The sequence below is a fragment of the Ascidiimonas meishanensis genome (assembly GCF_037782385.1).
GTDB classification, from domain to species: domain Bacteria; phylum Bacteroidota; class Bacteroidia; order Flavobacteriales; family Flavobacteriaceae; genus Ascidiimonas; species Ascidiimonas meishanensis.
The window spans coordinates 589,892-608,880 of record NZ_JBBEXD010000003.1 but is presented as its reverse complement, the minus strand read 5'-3'; the positions used below and the strand labels follow the sequence as shown (position 1 = coordinate 608,880).

General features: G+C 36.9%; 13 protein-coding genes. All 13 read left to right on the top strand.

Annotation, left to right across the window (positions count from 1 at the left end; translation table 11 throughout):
* The first annotated feature begins 2 nt into the window (after window positions 1–2).
* The 13 genes from vgrG (at window position 3) to WBG07_RS07485 (ending at window position 18,864) form a co-directional block, all read left to right on the top strand.
* Complete coding sequence (vgrG, locus tag WBG07_RS07545; protein WP_340200031.1) at window positions 3–1,667, top strand: type VI secretion system tip protein VgrG; 1,665 nt, start codon at window positions 3–5, stop codon at window positions 1,665–1,667.
* A gap of 9 nt (window positions 1,668–1,676) precedes the next feature.
* Window positions 1,677–1,883, top strand: a complete 207-nt coding sequence (locus WBG07_RS07540; RefSeq protein ID WP_340200030.1) for a hypothetical protein — start codon at window positions 1,677–1,679, stop codon at window positions 1,881–1,883.
* Window positions 1,873–2,274, top strand: coding sequence for a GPW/gp25 family protein (locus WBG07_RS07535; RefSeq protein WP_340200029.1), 402 nt, complete (start codon window positions 1,873–1,875; stop codon window positions 2,272–2,274). The genes WBG07_RS07540 and WBG07_RS07535 overlap by 11 nt, the downstream gene beginning before the upstream one ends.
* A gap of 31 nt (window positions 2,275–2,305) precedes the next feature.
* A complete protein-coding gene (locus tag WBG07_RS07530) occupies window positions 2,306–2,734 on the top strand; it encodes a hypothetical protein (RefSeq protein WP_340200028.1) in 429 nt (142 codons plus the stop codon).
* A gap of 21 nt (window positions 2,735–2,755) precedes the next feature.
* Window positions 2,756–6,940 carry a baseplate J/gp47 family protein gene (locus tag WBG07_RS07525; RefSeq protein ID WP_340200027.1) on the top strand — a complete coding sequence of 1,395 codons (4,185 nt, stop codon included), beginning with the start codon at window positions 2,756–2,758 and terminating at the stop codon, window positions 6,938–6,940.
* A 29-nt stretch (window positions 6,941–6,969) separates the two neighbouring features.
* Window positions 6,970–8,034 (top strand): phage baseplate protein, encoded by a 1,065-nt coding sequence (locus tag WBG07_RS07520; protein WP_340200026.1) that lies wholly within the window; start codon window positions 6,970–6,972, stop codon window positions 8,032–8,034.
* A gap of 23 nt (window positions 8,035–8,057) precedes the next feature.
* Window positions 8,058–8,336 (top strand): hypothetical protein, encoded by a 279-nt coding sequence (locus WBG07_RS07515; RefSeq protein WP_340200024.1) that lies wholly within the window; start codon window positions 8,058–8,060, stop codon window positions 8,334–8,336.
* A 38-nt stretch (window positions 8,337–8,374) separates the two neighbouring features.
* Window positions 8,375–10,846, top strand: coding sequence for a hypothetical protein (locus tag WBG07_RS07510; protein WP_340200023.1), 2,472 nt, complete (start codon window positions 8,375–8,377; stop codon window positions 10,844–10,846).
* A gap of 9 nt (window positions 10,847–10,855) precedes the next feature.
* Window positions 10,856–12,466, top strand: a complete 1,611-nt coding sequence (locus tag WBG07_RS07505; protein ID WP_340200021.1) for a contractile injection system tape measure protein — start codon at window positions 10,856–10,858, stop codon at window positions 12,464–12,466.
* Entirely contained in the window at window positions 12,457–13,824 is a 1,368-nt protein-coding gene (locus WBG07_RS07500; RefSeq protein ID WP_340200019.1) for an ATP-binding protein, read from the top strand. Before WBG07_RS07505 ends, WBG07_RS07500 begins: the two co-directional genes overlap by 10 nt.
* 18 nt (window positions 13,825–13,842) lie before the next feature.
* A complete protein-coding gene (locus WBG07_RS07495; protein WP_340200018.1) occupies window positions 13,843–15,618 on the top strand; it encodes an eCIS core domain-containing protein in 1,776 nt (591 codons plus the stop codon).
* Window positions 15,619–15,770: 152 nt separating this feature from the next.
* Entirely contained in the window at window positions 15,771–17,681 is a 1,911-nt protein-coding gene (locus WBG07_RS07490; RefSeq protein WP_340200016.1) for a hypothetical protein, read from the top strand.
* Window positions 17,682–18,093: 412 nt separating this feature from the next.
* Entirely contained in the window at window positions 18,094–18,864 is a 771-nt protein-coding gene (locus WBG07_RS07485; RefSeq protein WP_340200014.1) for an N-acetylmuramoyl-L-alanine amidase, read from the top strand.
* Window positions 18,865–18,989 lie beyond the last annotated feature (125 nt).

Here is an 18,989-nt window from a genome sequence, read left to right as displayed (position 1 = left end):
CCATGGCAGTAGTTACAGCAACTATTAAAAGTGAGGGGAAAGAAATGGAAAGTGATTATGAACTTCTGTCCATTGATGTGAGCAAAGAATTTAATAAAATTCCAGTAGCCGAGTTGAGATTAATTGATGGAGATGTTTCTAAAAAAGAATTCAAAATACTGGATGAGGGTTTTTTTGAACCAGGTAAAAAAATAGAAATCGCTTTGAAATATGAGGGTGAACCTGAAAATGAAGACACCATATTTATTGGAATGGTTATGGATCAATCCTTGGAGTTAAACAAATTTGGTACCACACTAACCATTCTCATGAGTGATGAGGCTATTAGAATGACCAATGTTCGTAAAAATGCGGTATATACAAATGAAAAAGATAGTGATATTATAATAGCACAAATACAACAAAATGGTTTAGAGGGAACAATGGCAGCTACCAAAGTAACCCACCCTCAGATGATTCAATACGCTGCCACAGATTGGGATTTTATGGTGTCAAGAGCAGAAGCTAATGGACAATTGGTGAGTGCGAATGATGGTGTAATCTCTGTTGTTAAACCCATACTTAAAGAGACGGTAAAAAAAGATTCCTTATTTAAGTTAGAGTTAGGGAACGACGAAATTTATGATTTTGACCTAAAAGTAAACGCCACTAACCAATACCCTACCGTTACCTCCGTGGCTTGGGATAGCAACAAACAAAGACTTACAAAACCAGTTGAAGGAGATGAATATAAATTAGCGCAAGGAGATTATAAGATTTCTAAAATCGCAGCGGCAGCAGGAACAGAAGAAATAACATTAATTCATGCTGCGGCAATGAGCCCTGAAGAACTTAAGGCTTGGTCTGATTCACAAATTGTTAAATCCAGATTGTCATTTTTTAGAGGTTGGTTCAAAATCCCAGGAACTCCAAAGGTCAAGGTAGGAGAAACTATTTTAATAGAGGGGCTAGGCAAGACCTTTACAGGAAAGAATATTATATCTGGAGTTAGACACGAAGTGACTCCAAAAGGTTGGATTACCCATTTACAAATTGGCATGGATTCTAGTTGGTTTTCTGCAAGACCAAATGTAACAGACACCAAAGCTGCTGGCTTACTTCCCGGTATTAATGGATTACAAATAGGGATTGTTATGGCACATAAAAAAGATCCCAACCATCCATTTCAGGTTCGTGTGACGATTCCAGCTTTAGGTGCAGATCAAGATACTGTATGGGCACGCCTAGCTAGTATAGGTTCTGGTGCTGAGAGCGGAATATTTTTTAAACCAGAAAAAGGAGATGAGGTAATTGTTGGTTTCTTGAATGACGATCCCAGACAAGCAATTATTCTAGGGTCTATGCATAGCGCAGTGAATAAAGCACCCATCCCTTTCGATGAAAAAAATAGTCAAAAAGGAATTTTTACAAAATCAAAATACCAATTACTCTTTGATGAGGACAAAGAAGTAATTACGCTGTCTACATCAGAGAAAAATCAGATTAGTATTGATGAAAAGCAGAAAATTATAAACCTATCTGATACCAATGGCAATCAGGTAGAACTCAGTAAAGATGGAGTTATGATTATAAGTGCCAAAGACTGTCAAATTACAAGTGAAGGTAATTTGAATATTGAAGCAAAAGGAAATGTTAGCATCAAAGGAAGTAAAGTAGATTTAATATAGAAAAAGAACATGGAAACTATAAAATTAGAATTGACACTAGATGAGACCAATACAATACTAGCTGGTTTAGGTCAACAACCCTATATAAAAGTAGTAGATCTAGTTCAAAAAATTCAACAGCAAGGAGCTTCTCAGCTAAAAACAAGTGCCTCAGAAAATCCTATCGAAAATCAAAGAGAATTAGAAAACACAAGATCAAAAAAAGATGGAAAATAAATTTTTAGGCAGAGGCTGGTCTTTTCCTCCAGAGTTTTATGCTCAAGGAGCAGAAATAGAGATGAAAGAGGGAGTTGATGATATTAAACAGAGTCTTCAAATTCTTTTATCAACAACACTGCAAGAACGCATTATGCAATCAGGATTTGGTTGTGACCTCAACAGGTTTTTATTTGAGGAAACAAGTCAAGGAGTGATCAACGATATACGCAACACCGTATCAGATGCAATACTAAATCATGAACCAAGGATATTAGTAGATGCTATTACCCTTGAAAATTCAGATTCCGAAAATGGTTTAATCACCATTTCTATTGACTATACGGTACATATGACCAATACCCGCTCTAATTTGGTATATCCATTTTATATAAACGAAGCATCCATTTAACGGGGCGTACTCCTCTAAAAAACAAATAATCATGACAGATCTTGTAATTATGGATGGTGATACAGTTCAATTTTCTACCATAGGTGCTATTACCTTGTTACCTCCTATGCCCACAACAATTATAAAGGGGTCTGGAGAGACAACCATCAATGGCAAAAAAGTTTGTGTAGAAGGAGATGAAAAGAAAGTAGAAATAGCCAATTGTTCCTATATAATCCCGCCATTTACAATACCCGGTTCTGGCACCTTAAAAATAAATAATTTGGCGCCCAATCAGTTAACACAAAAAAGCAAAAGCGGGAACAAAAGTCTTATCCTAAAAGGAAAATTATTCATAGCGCTTTTTGAAGTTAAATCCCCAGCCAAACAGCCACCTCCTGCAAATTTACCAGACCCTTTGCCTATGCACATAGGTACCGGAAAATTAATACCTAGCAATTCTAAAATAAAAGCTACCTAATCAAAATCAGTTGCATAAAAAATGATCAAGAATCTAAAATCTCATCATCTCTTTTTTAGAGATGGTACCAGTCAACAAGATAGGGATGTAGAAGCCCTACATCCAGACTACATTCAGGTAGAAGGTCGTAGTATCAAGGAGCTAATTACCGATGCACAGGCCTTGGCAAAAGAACTTCGCTTTTTTGATGAAACTAACAAGTCCAAATCTGGCATCTATTGGGATTCATTTTTAGTTGAAAACGGTGTAGATTACATTTCCAAACAACCCATTGAACAGAAGATTCTGCGCGAACAATGGGCAAATCAGTTGGCAGCTTATGTAGAAGACCCAGATCGGTTTTTAAATGACGAGAAAAAACAACATAGATTATCACAACCACATGTGGTTCTTTTTCTAACCTTTTTAAAATTGCTCAATCATGTCAAATCTCAAATTAATGGATTGACACAAAAACATCTTGACTTCTACTTTAGAGAACGATTGGGACTTACGCCCAAAAATGCAGTTCCAGATGTAGTAAATATTTTATTTGAACTCATAGAAAACATAGATGGTTTAGAAATAAAAAAAGACACCGTTTTGTTAGCAGGAGTAGATGAAGAAGGCAATAAATTGCATTATAAAACAGATAAAGATACCGTTGTTAGTAAGGCTAAAATAGCACAATTAAAAAATGTCTTTATAGACAAACAGCGGCTTACTATTAAAGATGTACATCTTAATAACAGGAATACGCCTCACCGCGGAGTTATCAAAATGATGGAAATGGCGCTTGGGCATCCAAACCCAGGAGATCCACTCCCTGATTTACCTGAGGGAGTAGCTACTATTTTTGAACTAGAACCACTGATAAAAGGCCGCAATCCCAATGCACTATCTTATGTAACAACACATTTATTTCTTTCGGTTCAAGAATTCGAACGTATCCTTCAAAAAAACCAAGAGGAAAAAGATGGCATCCCTACAGATTGGGAAGAAGTATATACTATTTTGGACTCAGGATACAAAAATAAAACCAAGCATAAAAGACAGCTACAACTAAAAGAACTCCATACTAAAAAAGGTTTTGACACGGTATTGAAACAGGTATATGGAAATCCCAATCCTGGAGATGATCTGCCTTTGTATAAAGGCAATCAAGCTTCACTTACCGATGTTTTTGAAGACTTTAAGAGTTCTAATGTAAATGTCAGTAACGAAGCTTCAGAATATATCAAAGAAGAGCTTAAATTAAAAGAACTGGATTTTATCCATATAATACGAACCAGTACTCATCCAAGGGCGAAAGAAGAAGACTGGAATAAAGTATATAGATTATTAGAACTCATAAATCGTCAAATACGTGGTATATCCATTCCTGCACCTATTTTAGAAAAAACGTTAGATGTCTATGCTAATAAGGATGCAAAGACCACTGCTTTTAGTCAATATGGAGATGAAGATGAAAGCAATCGTTTCAGAACCTTTGGTAATAAACAACCCCACATACATCAGCAATTACCCCCTGCAAAGCTGGGGTTTGCCATCAGTTCGCCTACTTTACTGCTTAAGGAAGGTAAAAGAACCATTACTGCTTTGCTAGATTTTGGACTAGCGATTAGTGAGTCTGATGCATTCGAATCTATTTTTAACAATAGAGAAGAAACATTTGATGTGTACCTAAGCAGTGAAGAGGAATGGTTTCAACCAGCGCAAACGTCCCTTAAGTTTGGGAACTATATTTCTGGGCAACCTGAAAGCGAATACGGTGCTAACAACGTTTCTTTAGAGAATGATAACTCACGGGTGATCATTACAAAAAAACAAAAAGACTTTGATGAATTAGATCTGGGTAAATACCTCTTCTTTCCAGATAATGATGGTAGCAAAGATGATGGACACCTGTACCAAATTACCAAGGTTAGATCTGCAAATGAATTAGACGTAGATAGCATAGGCAGTATCAGTAAAATAGGAAACACGATTCAAAAATTCCCAGCTAGTCAAGTATCCCCAAATACGCTTAAAGTAGTTATTGATCTCCTAGAGAAGGATCTGCCAGTGATGACACCAGCTAGTAATACAAATCTTGATGGCTTTATAAAGAGTAAGCAACCCACATTGGTATTTCTATTGCGTCATCATTTAAAAGGCTTACAAGGCAGAAAAAATTACCAAAGTAGCTATCAAAAGCTAATGCAGTTAGCACTGCATAAAGTGCTCTTAAACGTAGAGGTTGATGGTTTAAAAAATATTGTTCTGCAAAATGACCAAAATACCATTGATGCTAAGAAACCCTTTGAACCGTTTGGATTTGAACCCGAAATAGGGAACAATTTATATATCGCCAATGAGGAAATTTCCCAAAAGAAGTTGTCTACTTTGAATCTTGATCTAAAATGGATAAAGCATCCAGAAAATTTCAAGGAGTATTATAAAAATTATTGGTTGGTAGATGCAGATAATGCAACCCTTGATGAAAATGCCTATACAATTAAAACGAATGATGATTTTGTAGCCCAGCTATATCTCTGTGAAAACAATGCCGAAAAACATATTTCACCTTTAAAATTATTTTCACCTGATGGAGAAACATCTAATAAGAAGATTTCTGAGCTATTACAAATGAGTAATTATCAATACCTAGAAATGCCTGAGATCAGCGCTGAAGGAAAAGATGATGTCACAGACTGGGATCGCTATTTTAAGCTAGAGCTTGATCCGCTAGATTTTCAACATTCCCTTTACAATACCCTTTTTGTACAGCAGGCAATTTCTGAACATGAGGCTATAAAAAAACTCAAAATAAATACACCTTATCAACCCAAGGCAAAGCGTATACAACTAGGTTATACCGCACAGACGTTAATTTTGCCAGAAGCAACAGATTCAAATAACCACCATACATTGTACCATCTCCATCCGTTTGGATTTGAGAAGTTAAAATCGGGGGAAGTACCTAGTTTATTACCCGTATATAAAGATGAGGGAACTCTTTATTTGGGAATTGCTGAGCTCACAACACCTCAGGTGCTTTCTGTTTTGTTTCAAATGGCAGAAGGAAGTGCAAATCCTGATGTAGAAAAACCAGCCATTCAATGGTGCTACCTGAGAAACAATGAATGGATACCCCTAGCAACAGCAGCTATTTTATCTGATACCACCAATGGTTTGGTAAATACGGGGATTATGCAGATCAGGATTCCTGGAGATGCAACAACTGGTGGCACGCTATTATCAGATGCGTTACATTGGCTTAAAGTAAGTGCTTCTGCTAATATAACGGGAATATCAGACACCATAGCGATAAGCGCTCAAGTCATTAGTGCAACGCTTGCTAGCGAGGTGGTAAGTCCTTCTCATTTTAAAAATCCCTTGGCTCCCAACACTATTTCAGAAACCTTGGCGCCTATCCCAGAAATAAAAAACATAACCCAACCCTATACCTCTAGTAAAGGGAAACCAGCAGAACAGGGGGCTATATTTTACAAACGCCTAAGTGAACGTCTCAGACATAAAAACAGAGCAATTACTACATGGGACTATGAGCATATGGTACTGGACAAATTCCCTCAGGTATATAAGGTAAAATGCCTTGCTTCAACAGATCAGTTAGGAAAAGTAGCTATTGTTGTTGTACCAGATATTAGAAAAAATTTGCCTTTTAATCCATTTGCACCAAAAGTAGCCTCAGATACACTTTTTCAAATTAGAAAATTTCTAGATAACCATTCTCCGGCATCTGCAGAAATAGCAGTACATAATCCGTCATATTTACAGATCTTAACAAGATGCACTGTACAATTTAATCCAGAATACGATACCCATTTTTACAAAGAAAAATTGATTGATGAAATCAAACAATTTTTATCTCCATGGGCATATAATCAAGATAGCGATATTAGGATAGGTGGTAATCTTCATGCCAGTGTACTTATAAACTTTATTGCAGAAAGACCGTATATAGATTATGTAGCCAATTTAAAATTATTTCAAAGTGAAGATGGAAAAACCTTTACAGATGTTAGAAGCATTAATAATGGTAAATCCATTGTAGTGCCATCTCGCCCAGATACAGTAATGGTCTCAGGAGCAACACATTTCATTGATATTGTTGATGAGAACGGCTATGATGAAAATAGCTTCGAAGGTATCAATTACATGCAGATTCAACTGGATTTTGAAGTGGCAAAAGACTTAACACAATCCTTAAGCGAATTATAAAAAATGTAGAAAAACGAAAGTAAAAAAATATGGAAATCAACAAAAAAAATAGAACAGAACTCAAAGCGTATTTCAAGGTTAATGATAAACCTACAGAAAAAGAATTTGCAGATTTTATAGATGCGGGTATCAATCAGGCCGAAGATAGCATTATCAAAGAACAAGGCAGCCCTTTGGCAATACAAGCTGAAGGAGGAGATGTAGGGACGCAGGAAATTTTAGATTTATACACAAGTTTTGGAAATAAAAGCCCAAACTGGTCATTTAATCTTAACCCGAGGATAAAATCAGAGGATCCAAATAGCAATCAATCTGGGTTGAACATTAAGGATGCCACAGGAGAGAGCCGGTTGTTTATTAAATCAGGAGACGGCAGTGTAGGTGTGGGTACCATAGATCCAGAATCTAAACTAACTGTACGGGGTAATAACGATTCCTCTTTATTTTCGGTAATTGATACCACTCGTCAGCACACCAAAATTCTTGAAGTCACTCAAAAAGAAGGCGTCTCTATAAAGGGATCATTAAATGTTGACGGAGACTTTACCTCAAAAAACATAAAGGCTGTTGCAGCCAATCAAGATTTGGGCAATGAAGCAGCAAGCGATGAAAAAGTACCCTCACAAAAAGCTGTAAAAACCTATATAGATACTCGGCTTCCTAAAGGATTGATCTCTCTGTGGTCTGGAATAGATATTCCCAAAGGATGGGCTTTATGTGATGGAACTAATAGAACTCCAAATTTATCCGGAAGATTTATTGTAGGACTTGATAAGAAAAATAAGGACTACAATGAAATAAAAAAAACAGGAGGGTTAGAAAAAGTAACCCTAACCACAGAGCAACTCCCTTCACACCATCACACGGGAACTACTAATGACTCGGGTAATCATAGACACAGTTTTACAGGTGCGACAAAAAAAGGAGATGGAACCGGAACAGGAAGCTCCAATGATTATTATGGCTCACTCACTAGAAATACAGCATTCGCAGGTGTTCATACCCATTCTTTCGTAACAAACAAAACAGGAGGTAACAAGTCACACGAAAACAGACCTCCTTACTATGTTTTAGCTTATATCATGAAGCTTTAATCTAGAAAACAGAAAGAAAAAATATGGATCTCCTTCAAAAAAACCGAACAGAACTCAAAGCGTATTTCAAGGCAAATGATAAACCTACAGAAAAACAATTTGCAGATTTTATGGATGCCAGTATTAATCAGGCTGAAGATTGCATTGTTAAAGAGGAGGGCAGCCCTTTGGCGATACAAGCAGAAGGAGGTGAGACAGGAACACAGGAAGTTGGTGACAAAGTTCATATACATCAAACTAAAGGAGTTTCTGATAACTATTCATCGGGTTTTGAAGGAATGTTGCTTCAAGCCCTAACGTAATTATTGCATAGATTCAACTGAAAAGAATAAAGTAAAACATGACAAAGCCAATTACTATACCTAAAACATTGCCAACAGATTCAGCATTGAGTTATGATTTTCTTCGTGAAGAAGGCATTAAACTCATACAACAAATGAGTGGAGATTCTTGGACAGACCACAATACGCATGACCCAGGGATTACCATCTTAGAGCAAGTGTGTTACGCCATTACAGATTTGGCTTATCGTATTGACTATGATATTAAAGATTTATTGGGTAATGATACTACTAGTTCATTCATTGATTTGTATAGCCCTGCTACCATATTAACCGTAAATCCAGTCACTTTGCTTGATCTACGTAAAATTGTAATGGATGTCACTGGAGTAAAAAATGCTTGGGTTGAAAAAGTAACTCAAGACAATTTGGGAACTACTCGTATTGGGGATCATGAAAGGGAGAATGTGCCCAAAGGTCTTTATAATGTGCTCCTAGAGAAAGATGAATCTGTTGAAATAGCAGGTGCCAAACTAGTAGCTCATGTGAAGTCCAGATTGCAAGCATGTAGAGGGGTGTGCGAAGATTTTGAAGAGATTAAAATCTTAACTACGCAGTCCATAAACCTGCAAGGAACTATAGAAATTGCCAATACCGTAGATGATATCAATCAACTAGTAGCCAATATACTGTATAGAGTAGCTTCTCACCTTTCGCCTCGTATTCCTTTTTATACCTTACAAGAGCTCTTAAAAAAAGGAAAAAGAACCGATGAAATCTTTGAGGGGCCAAAACTTATTCATGGTTTTATGGATGAAGATGAGTTGCTACGCCATACGAGAAAACAGGAAATTCAAGCTTCTGATATTATTCGAGAAATAATGGATGAAACGGAGGTCTTGACCATAGATAACTTTTTAATCGCTACAGGGTCTGACACCGTTAAAAGTTGGGTACTACCGCTTGACCCCACCAAAACTCCTGTATTGAATTTTGAGGATACACTAAAGAAAGTCTCCTTTACATCACAAGGTCTTAAGGTGACTATACATCCTGAGCGGGTAAAGGAGTTATACAATCAAAAGAGTATACAAGGCTTGCCACGGGTGTTATCTTTGCAAGAGCGGGACGTGATAATACCAGAAACCAAAGATAGGCGTGTAGAAAACTATTATTCTCTTCAGAATCAATTTCCTGCAAATTATGGTATTGGCGCATCAAAAGTATCCGAATCTGCTCCAGAAAGAAGAAAAGCACAATCAAAACAGTTAACTTCCTATTTAGTGTTTTTTGAGCAGTTACTGGCAAATTATTTTTCTCAGGTTGCCAATTTCAAAAAATTAATGAGTTTTGATGATGAAGATACTCGTACTTATTTTAGTCAATCTCTATTGAATAGTATTCCTGGCTTGGAAGAAGTTTTAGAAAGTAAAGAGAGTTATGAAAAGTATCTTAAAGAAAGTACATCAGATTCAGTAGCAAGATTGAAGCGTAAAAACAAATTTCTTAATCATTTGTTAGCTCGTTTCAGTGAGAGATTTACAGGCTATGGGATGTTATTGAAGGATTCTGGCGTTCCTTATGCTACAGACAAAAAACTCATTACAGATAAGTCCAATTTTCTTAAAGACTATCCATTAGTAAGTGCAGGACGTGGCAAGGGGTATGATTATACACAGGAATATTGGCAAAGCAACAATATCTCTGGGCTTGAAAAGCGAATTGCAAGAAAATTAGGGATAGAAGAGTATACTCGCAGAAATCTGGGAGACGCTGAAACCGAAGGCTTTCATATGGTGGAGCATATTCTTTTACGCCCGCATTCTAAATATCCATACTCTTTTAATGTAACGTACGGTTCAAGCGAAATCAACCAATTTGAAGCTATAGAAAATTCCAATCATACACGATGTGTTTCTAGTAATCATCACCTAAAAGAAGGTGAGCAAATACACATTCATGGCAGCGAACATTGCGATGGAATATATAAGATACTGGCAGCAACAGAAGATTCCTTTGATATAGAAGTTTCTTTTCAGGAATCTACTCTTGGTGGTTTTTGGCAACGTACGCCAGATGTGAGGTATTTTATTAGAACAGCACCCGTAGTTTCCTTTTCAGCTTCTAAATCAAAGGAAAAACATACGTTCTGTACTGTAAGAGGACATAATTTACAAGAAGGAGATCATATTGAACTTACAGGAACAGCACATTATGATGGTGAGCATGAGGTGATCTCTGTTACCGAAAAAGGTTTTGAAATCTCAACACCTTTTGTAGAAGAACAAACTAATGGCCGATGGATGCCCACCGCAATGCCGTTAGACCCCTATTCACTTCAGTTAACTTTTGTACTTCCTAATTGGGTGGAGCGGTATCAAAATGAGGCTTTAAAAAAATTTGTTGAGAATACCATACAAGCAGAAACACCTGCTCACATCACCGCATATATTGAATGGTTAGACAGGTCAACCATGCAAGTTTTTGACAAGGCTTTTCACAGATTTTTAGAAGAAATCAATAGACCGTAACAGCAACACATGGCAACACATAAACACATTATAAATAAGCAAATTATTGAGATAGAGCTCCCAAAACAAGCAGATGCATTTGGCATACAGCAAACGTTAGGGAAGCTCTACAATGAAAAATTTACGCCTATTATAGATAAACTATTGTGTGATCGCTATGGCAGAGATGAAAAGAAACGGTATCAGATAGATCAATTAATTGTTGACCTTGGAAATGTAAAGATGGAGGATATAGCGGACATTTTTACAGAGAAATTTAATGATGCATTAATTTCCATTGAAGATTCAAGGCATGAAGAACCTATAGAAAAAAAACCAGAGTTACCCGAAAAAACACCTTTACAAGTGGTATCCTATTACCTAAAAACAGGGAGGCTTCCTTGGTGGTCTAGTAAAACCTCTAAGACCTATTTGTTGGAACAGCTAGATCAACTCATTAAAACGCCAGATGCTACGTTTACAAAACTTTTAAGTCAACTACCCTATAATCATAGCTACCTGGATCGCTTTTTATATACGTTTACAGAAAATCAAATCCTTTTATGCCTTCAGATATTGACTGATATTTCTATTAAAGGGATACCGGTTGTTCAAAAAGAGTTGGTGGATAATATGGTTAAACGGGCTAGTCACAAAGCCTCAGCATATACAGCTGAAAAAATAGCAAAAACCTTTTGGAAAGTTGCATTTAATCAAGTGCCTAAAGCTATTGATTACAAAAATTTAATAGCCAGCTGTAAGGAACAATTACGCCAAGAATTAGGTGTTGATGCAGTAAAAAAAGAAAAGGGAAGCATGCATCTGCCTACCATACGCTCGTTAGTAGAAAATCATAAAAAACAATATCCTAATGATACCATATGGCAACACTTTTTTGAACATTTGATTGGGGTAGTACACCATCCTTCTTTTTATCAGATACCAGATCATATCCTCAAAGAATTAAAAAACTTATTAGAAGCATTGCGTCTAGAGCACCATAAATCAGAAACAGTAACTGAAACTAAACTGCAACCAATTGTGCGGCAACTTCAGGTATTAGAAGCCATGTTAAAGCCGCTACAACCAGATTCCAAACCTAATGTAATAGAACAGTTGCAATCTAATTTTGAGGAAACAGAATTTATATCCGTGCAAAATGCGGGATTAGTGCTCTTATGGCCGTTTTTACAACGATTTTTTGAAAATCTGGAGGTGATTGAGAATAAAGCGTTTTGCAATGAAATAGCAAGAAACAAAGCGGTGTGTGCGTTGCAGTACCTATGCGATACATCAGAAACAGAATTTTTTGAAGGGATGCTCCCCCTTACCAAAGTACTCTGTGGTATATCCCTAGAAGATACCATACCTCTAATCTCTCTTTCAGTAGCCGAAAAAGAAATGGCAGAGAGTCTGTTGCATGCTGTTATAGAACGGGGTCCCCATTGGAAAAACCTTTCACTAGATGGGTTTCGTACTTCTTATTTATGCAGACAAGGTTCTTTACGCACTCGTGATGGGCATTGGCTGCTGCAGGTGCAAAAAGAAACCTATGATATTACTTTAGAAAAATTGCCTTGGAGTATAAACACCATAAAGTTACCGTGGATGAATAAAATTATATTGGTAGAATGGAATTGATAGAAATACATACAAAAGTACAACAGAATGCTCAGGTATTAACCAATGAGCTGTCATGGCTAAGTTTAGTTATTCAGACAAGGCTGGAGCTATATTTTGGACAAGAAACCCCTTATAGATCAATTGATGAATTGCTTCCTCCAAATATAATAGGCAAGCAAGGCTCTTATGCGACGTTTATTCAAAAGACAAATCTAAACACCCCAGAACGGATAGTTTTGATATTGGGACTTGTGCCTCATATCAAGCCAGAAGTACTAGACATTCTTCTCACCAAAAATAAAGATTATGACCGTAGATATAGTGAGTTTGGGGGATTGCTTTTAGACGGACATCTAGGATTAATTCCTACAGCAGAAACAGCCATGTTTATATTGGCAGGTGATGATCTGGCTAGGCGATTGAGCTATCAATATATCTTTGCGGAAGATCATGTATTTGCTACTGAGCAGGTAATTAAGGGAACACGCCAGAAAAAAGCAGGACCATGGTTGAGTAGTACCTGGATGGTAGCAGATGAACATATAGGATCTTTAATTAGTGGTAAACCCTACCATCCCACTTATAGCCCTGATTTTCCTGCGCAATTGATCACTACACAATTAGACTGGGAAGATATTGTGTTGAGTAGAAATACCGCCGAATATCTACAAGAGATCAGAGATTGGATAGCACAAGGCCATGTATTGATGGATGATCTTGGGCTAAGTAAAATACTAAAACCCGGTTATAAAAGCCTGTTTTACGGGCCTCCGGGTACCGGAAAAACGATGACCGCTGCTTTGCTAGGGAAAAGTACAAACAAGCAAGTCTATAAAATAGATCTTAGCATGGTGGTCTCTAAGTACATTGGAGAAACCGAGAAAAACTTAGGCAAAGTATTTGATCAGGCAGCAAAACGCGATTGGATTTTGTTCTTTGACGAGGCAGACTCCCTTTTTGGAAAGCGTACCCAAATGAATAGTGCCAATGACAGGTACGGAAATCAGGAAATCGGGTATTTGTTGCAGCGCATCGAAGATTTTCCTGGAGTGGTGATTTTGGCATCCAACCTTAAGGATAATATAGATGAAGCATTTACACGTCGTTTTCAATCCATGGTAGCATTTAGCATGCCCGGTGTAGAAGAACGCTATACCCTTTGGGAACAATCTTTTTCTACCAAGCTGCCATTAGATCCAAAGATTGATCTATGGGATATCGCAGAAAAGTATGAGTTGTCTGGTGGCGTGATGATCAATGTGATTCGCAAAGCTACCCTACGGGCAGTGATTAGCCAACAAAAAATAATTTCTCAAAAAGAACTGGAATTAGCCATCCATCAAGAATTGCAAAAAGAAGGGATTATTTTAAATTGATATAAAAACATCAGGCACATGAAAACGTTATCAGATCAAACTCAGGAATTTCAAAACTCCATTACTCCGAAGATTTCTAATGAGCCTAGTGAAGCAGGTACGGCACAACTAGTTGATAACCGTGCGGCTACTATGAATCAGCGAAAACTTCAGGAAACGATGCATGTTTCTAAGAATAATAGTGCAAATCCAATACAAAGAAAGGCTAACAACACCGGTCTACCAGACAGCTTAAAGTCTGGTATAGAAAACCTCTCTGGCTACAGTATGGATGATGTAAAAGTACACTACAACTCTAGTAAGCCTGCTCAACTACAAGCGCATGCTTATGCACAGGGAACTGATATTCATTTGGCCTCAGGTCAAGAAAAACACCTCCCTCACGAGGCTTGGCACGTAGTACAACAAAAGCAAGGGCGCGTAAAACCAACCAAACAGCTCAAAAGTAAAGTGAGTATTAATGATGATGCCGGCTTGGAAAAAGAGGCAGATGTGATGGGTGCTAGGGCAACTTTGTCTAATCCAAAGTCAGCGAAAAACAGAACGCTAACACAAAGAAAAACATCTGGAATAATTCAGAAAAAAGGAGAGAGAGCTGCTATAATGAGTACCAGAAATAACGGAGTCAGAAGAGGTAATAGACGTAAATCTGTAATCGCTACACAAGGTAAGAGCACAGCAAAAGTAGGATCTAAAAAACTTTTGGACGAAGGAGTAAATCAGGATCTAAATTATCCTGGTTTTCGTGGAGAATATAAGGAACTAGAAGATATCATCAAACAGGAATATGCAGCTAATAAAAGATTTAAAGGGAATCCGGATAATAAAGTTAAAAGGTTAAGAATCTTTATTGCGGCGGAGGCATTAAAATATTTAGCTGTGGGTAATTGTGGAGAATTTGCTGATGCTGTGTTTTCTCACTTGGTACAGAATACAGAAAATCAATATATATACCGGGCAATGATGGTGGGGCAAAGTAATGGAAGTAATATGGATCATGGATTAGTGCTAAGAACAGAAGAAAAAGTTACGGTTCCAAAAGACGGTGAGGCGTCTAACTTTAAAGAGGATGAAACAACAGTTATAGATGCATGGAATGGGTATAGAATACAAATGTTATCTAGCTTTTTAGAAGGAGATAATCCTTATAATGAAAAACTAACCTTAGAAAACCTTAAAATAATTCAAACTGTAAAAGCAAACAATAGAAGTAAATTATCCCGATCCATTAAAGATAAAATAAAATTGTGGGCTGAAACTTTTAATAAAAAATATGATGATGTATTTGATAATGAAAACCCAGAAGGTATAAAGATAAGAGAAAGAGCAAAAAATGCTCGTATAAAGGCTGTAAGAGGACGTTTCTTTCCTACACAAGGTTCTGAGGTAAAAGGAATACAAGATCTGCGTCCTATGGATGCGATAGATGATGCAGAGATCATAGATTATTTAGAAAGTCTTCACGTAACAAAGCGAAGATCAAATTCAAAAAATATAGCGGCTAGACTAATGTATATAGGTACTGACTACAAAAATGAAGTATTTGTTTTTCTTGAAAATAATTGGAGAGTTTTAGCAAATCTTATGGTAGAACTGGCAAAGGATCATGAAAACACTGATTTTCATGTTATTACCATAAATGAATTAATTCAAAAAACACATAAAAATAGACTAATTGCCATCTGGAAAAATTATATAGGAAGTGAAGATAGAGAAACCATTCTTAAAGTAATTTCAACTGAGAATTCCTTAAAAATATTACGAGCTGTGCAGAATAACAATCCCATGCTGTAATCCCGAAAAAATAGGTTTAGAATGGAAACTAGGTAATTGATAATCAGATCGTGCATGCATGATTGTGCAGGTTTGTCATCTGTGCGATTAACTTAGGCTAAAGTGCTACTGTATAGTTGGTTTACCTAGGCAAACAAAATATAATTAGAGTTATGAAAACACAAACAGATAAAACACAAGAATCTCAAAGCTCAATTCCCCCAACAGTTACTAGTGAGCCTAGTAAGGGAGGTACGGCACAATTGGTAGATAACCGATCTTCAACTGTTTACCAACGTAAGTTGCAGCAAACAATGAATGATCAATGTGTAGATAATACGCTTCCAATACAAAGAAAATCCTCAAAAGGTTCTTCCCGTTTTCAACAAATAGCTGCAAATATGGGTGAAAAATATGGGGTGAATACTTCCAAACTTGTCGCTACACATAATTCTTCTTTTCCTGCTAAATTAGAGGCAGCAGCTACCATACAAGGAAATAATATTCACTTTGCTCCTGGTATGGACACAGACCATACCATTAGACATGAAGTGGCTCATTCTATAGACAACACCTTAAATGGTACCCCAAAAGGTAATCAAACTGTTAACGGAAGGCGCATTGATACTACCCGAGAAAAAACAGTAGATCGTATGGCCAGTGATACTAATACATCTACCCAACTCACTAGCAACAAAAAAGTCTTTGGTAGACAAGGTTCTGGATCTAATATGAATACTCCTTATCAAAAAGCAGAGTCAGAGAAAGTGTCAGAATCTAATCAATTAATTCAACGAGCCCCATTATTCGGTCTACGTAAATTGATACCAAAGTTGAGGAATGGAGGCTTCACATTTAATGATAATGATGTGAATGTAGACGGTGAAGGAAATCAAGCTAGACTTACCATACGACAGATGCAACATGGTAATATGAATTTCACAAATATGAGATTCGGGGTCGTAGGAAGATTGCTAGACGGGGATATGGCTCAATCCGTAAATCTTCACATAGATAATATTACCGGAAACAATATTGCTGCTGGTACTAAGCTATTTCGTGTAGCCGTTGATAATCTAGATATCAATGCATTCTTAGTAAACAAAATTCGCAATTTGGGAGCTTTTTTAAAAAATAAGCTTTTTAGATGGATTCTAAGTTGGTTACCTAGGCGGATTAGACCAGAGAGGCGTGCAGTTCCTCAAGCAGAATATATGATTAGCATGCTTGGTGCCGATTCCGAAGTTACCATTCAAGCATTAGAGATAGAAATCTTACGTGGCTCTATAAGTACTAGAACAGGAAGAGGTGGTTACACGGGAGAAGCAGACCAAGTACAGACGCAAAGTCAAGAGGAAAGCACTATAAATGTCAGAGATTTGAATTTACACGTAGACGAAATGCCACGAGCTGGTAGAGGAGAATTTGTAACTACCGCCACTATTGGAGCACTAAACTTTGATCAAAACAAGCGAAAATTGATCAAAAACGGTAGACAGGTAAATCGGCCTAAAAATAAACGTAATAGATTTGATATGCAAGATATTAGCCTCACCATACATCAAAACGCTGATAACTTTAATATAAATAATATAACGTTTGACAATCAAAATCAAAATTCTATTACCTTACATGATAAAGGTCCTTTCAGGTTGTTGATTATAAACCAACTACAATCTAACGTTGACCAAAATGGGAACGGGAATGTACAAGCTAATATCGCAATGACATTAAAGTATGTCTCACTAAACATACAATTTGCAGTTAATGTACCAGTCAACAATTGGAATGTAACCTTAGATGATGTAATCAATCAAATTGGACTTGGTTTGAGGAGTTATTACCTTCCTGTTCCTAATATGGTTATAAATCAGATTTTGGCGTATTTTCTCAGGCTAAGAGACCCGGGTGCTTTAAGACGTACTTTAGAGGTTTTTGATCCAGCAATTCCTGGGACTAATAGAGATGTGATCACCACGGCAGGAGTAGGTCGTGCGGAGCGCGCAACGGGTATAGACATTGCAAGACTTTTTGAGCATCATGCTGCTGCTAAGATGCGAAGAGCCGTACAACGTGATAACTAATCTAGCTACTCAAGAGAGAAGAGGTATAAAAAACCTTGGTTATATAAGAGGTATTGCGAAAAGAAAACATCTAGAGGGTATAAAATTAACTTTCACCCGTCAATCTTTCTCTGTGCAGCGCAAAACCAACCTCCAGAATGAGTATAATGCCTAATTATTCCGAAGAAAGGTATAAATGGATTCCAGAAACTATTAAAACGGTGTAATTATACGTGTACTGTTGCGGAAACGAACAATACTTGGAGTGAATAGGGTACGAAAATACCCTAACTATTAGGATAATTTTTTTATTATTTTAAAAATACACGTTAAAACAAGATGTCGCAAAATCACCTTGATTTGACGGGTTTGTAGTAGTCTATAAGCCTGTTAGGCCTGTAAATTTGAAAATTTTAGATAAACCCAATTAAGTATGAAAGCAACTAGTATTCCTAACCACGAGAAGACCTTTTTTGAAACAGGTAGAGACTCAGACGGAAAAGAATTTGTCTTAACAGAAATGACAGTTCCTATAAAAGGAACTGACCAAGTGATGCCATATATAAATTGCAGACCCAAAAACGGGGATACTTCATTTTATTATCAAGAGCAACACACAAAAACACAAATTGTATTACACTATACTGCTGGTTATTTAAAAGGTGATGTGGCGGCTTTGTCTAAGCCTACCAGAGAAGTATCTACACCATTTATTATTGCGCGAAACGGTAAGATACTCAACTTATGGTCTTCTGCCTATTGGTCATACCATCTAGGATCAGGCGCTATAGGAGGTAATACACGAGGTAGCAAACAAACCATTGGTATTGAGATCTCTAATATTGGTTTTTTAAAAAGGATAGGGAATAAATTAGTGACCGTATATAGTGATACCGATGTATATTGTGATATAAACGAAAAACAATTTTATACAAAACTTGAGTCACCTTATCGAGGAGAATTATACTATGCCAGGTTTACAAGACTACAATACGATAGCCTACTTACACTGCTTCGTTACCTAACTGTGACCTATAACATACAAAGAGCATTTTTACCAGAAGACAGGCGGTACATAACAGGAGTAAAAGAGGAGTTAGTAAATTTTAATGGGATCGTATCTCACGTAAATTACAGATCGTCTGGCAAATGGGATATAGGCCCAGCTTTTGAGTGGGAGAAGATAATTGATGAACTTAGATAGAAATCTTAAGTTTTCATTAAGTCGGTAAATTACTTTCATTTGTCGGATTTGCTATAGTAGAATAACTCTCTTGGGGTGTAGTTTTGTTAAGCCTAAAGTGCACATTAAAACCTAATAATAAAAAT

Bases quoted from the DNA above. Each gene is read 5' to 3' on its own strand.
- WBG07_RS07530 (WP_340200028.1), top strand. From the start codon at position 2,306: ATGACAGATCTTGTAATTATGGATGGTGATACAGTTCAATTTTCTACC.
- vgrG (WP_340200031.1), top strand. From the start codon at position 3: ATGGCAGTAGTTACAGCAACTATTAAAAGTGAGGGGAAAGAAATGGAA.
- WBG07_RS07510 (WP_340200023.1), top strand. From the start codon at position 8,375: ATGACAAAGCCAATTACTATACCTAAAACATTGCCAACAGATTCAGCA.
- WBG07_RS07520 (WP_340200026.1), top strand. From the start codon at position 6,970: ATGGAAATCAACAAAAAAAATAGAACAGAACTCAAAGCGTATTTCAAG.
- WBG07_RS07490 (WP_340200016.1), top strand. From the start codon at position 15,771: ATGAAAACACAAACAGATAAAACACAAGAATCTCAAAGCTCAATTCCC.
- WBG07_RS07505 (WP_340200021.1), top strand. From the start codon at position 10,856: ATGGCAACACATAAACACATTATAAATAAGCAAATTATTGAGATAGAG.
- WBG07_RS07500 (WP_340200019.1), top strand. From the start codon at position 12,457: ATGGAATTGATAGAAATACATACAAAAGTACAACAGAATGCTCAGGTA.
- WBG07_RS07540 (WP_340200030.1), top strand. From the start codon at position 1,677: ATGGAAACTATAAAATTAGAATTGACACTAGATGAGACCAATACAATA.
- WBG07_RS07515 (WP_340200024.1), top strand. From the start codon at position 8,058: ATGGATCTCCTTCAAAAAAACCGAACAGAACTCAAAGCGTATTTCAAG.
- WBG07_RS07535 (WP_340200029.1), top strand. From the start codon at position 1,873: ATGGAAAATAAATTTTTAGGCAGAGGCTGGTCTTTTCCTCCAGAGTTT.
- WBG07_RS07495 (WP_340200018.1), top strand. From the start codon at position 13,843: ATGAAAACGTTATCAGATCAAACTCAGGAATTTCAAAACTCCATTACT.
- WBG07_RS07525 (WP_340200027.1), top strand. From the start codon at position 2,756: ATGATCAAGAATCTAAAATCTCATCATCTCTTTTTTAGAGATGGTACC.
- WBG07_RS07485 (WP_340200014.1), top strand. From the start codon at position 18,094: ATGAAAGCAACTAGTATTCCTAACCACGAGAAGACCTTTTTTGAAACA.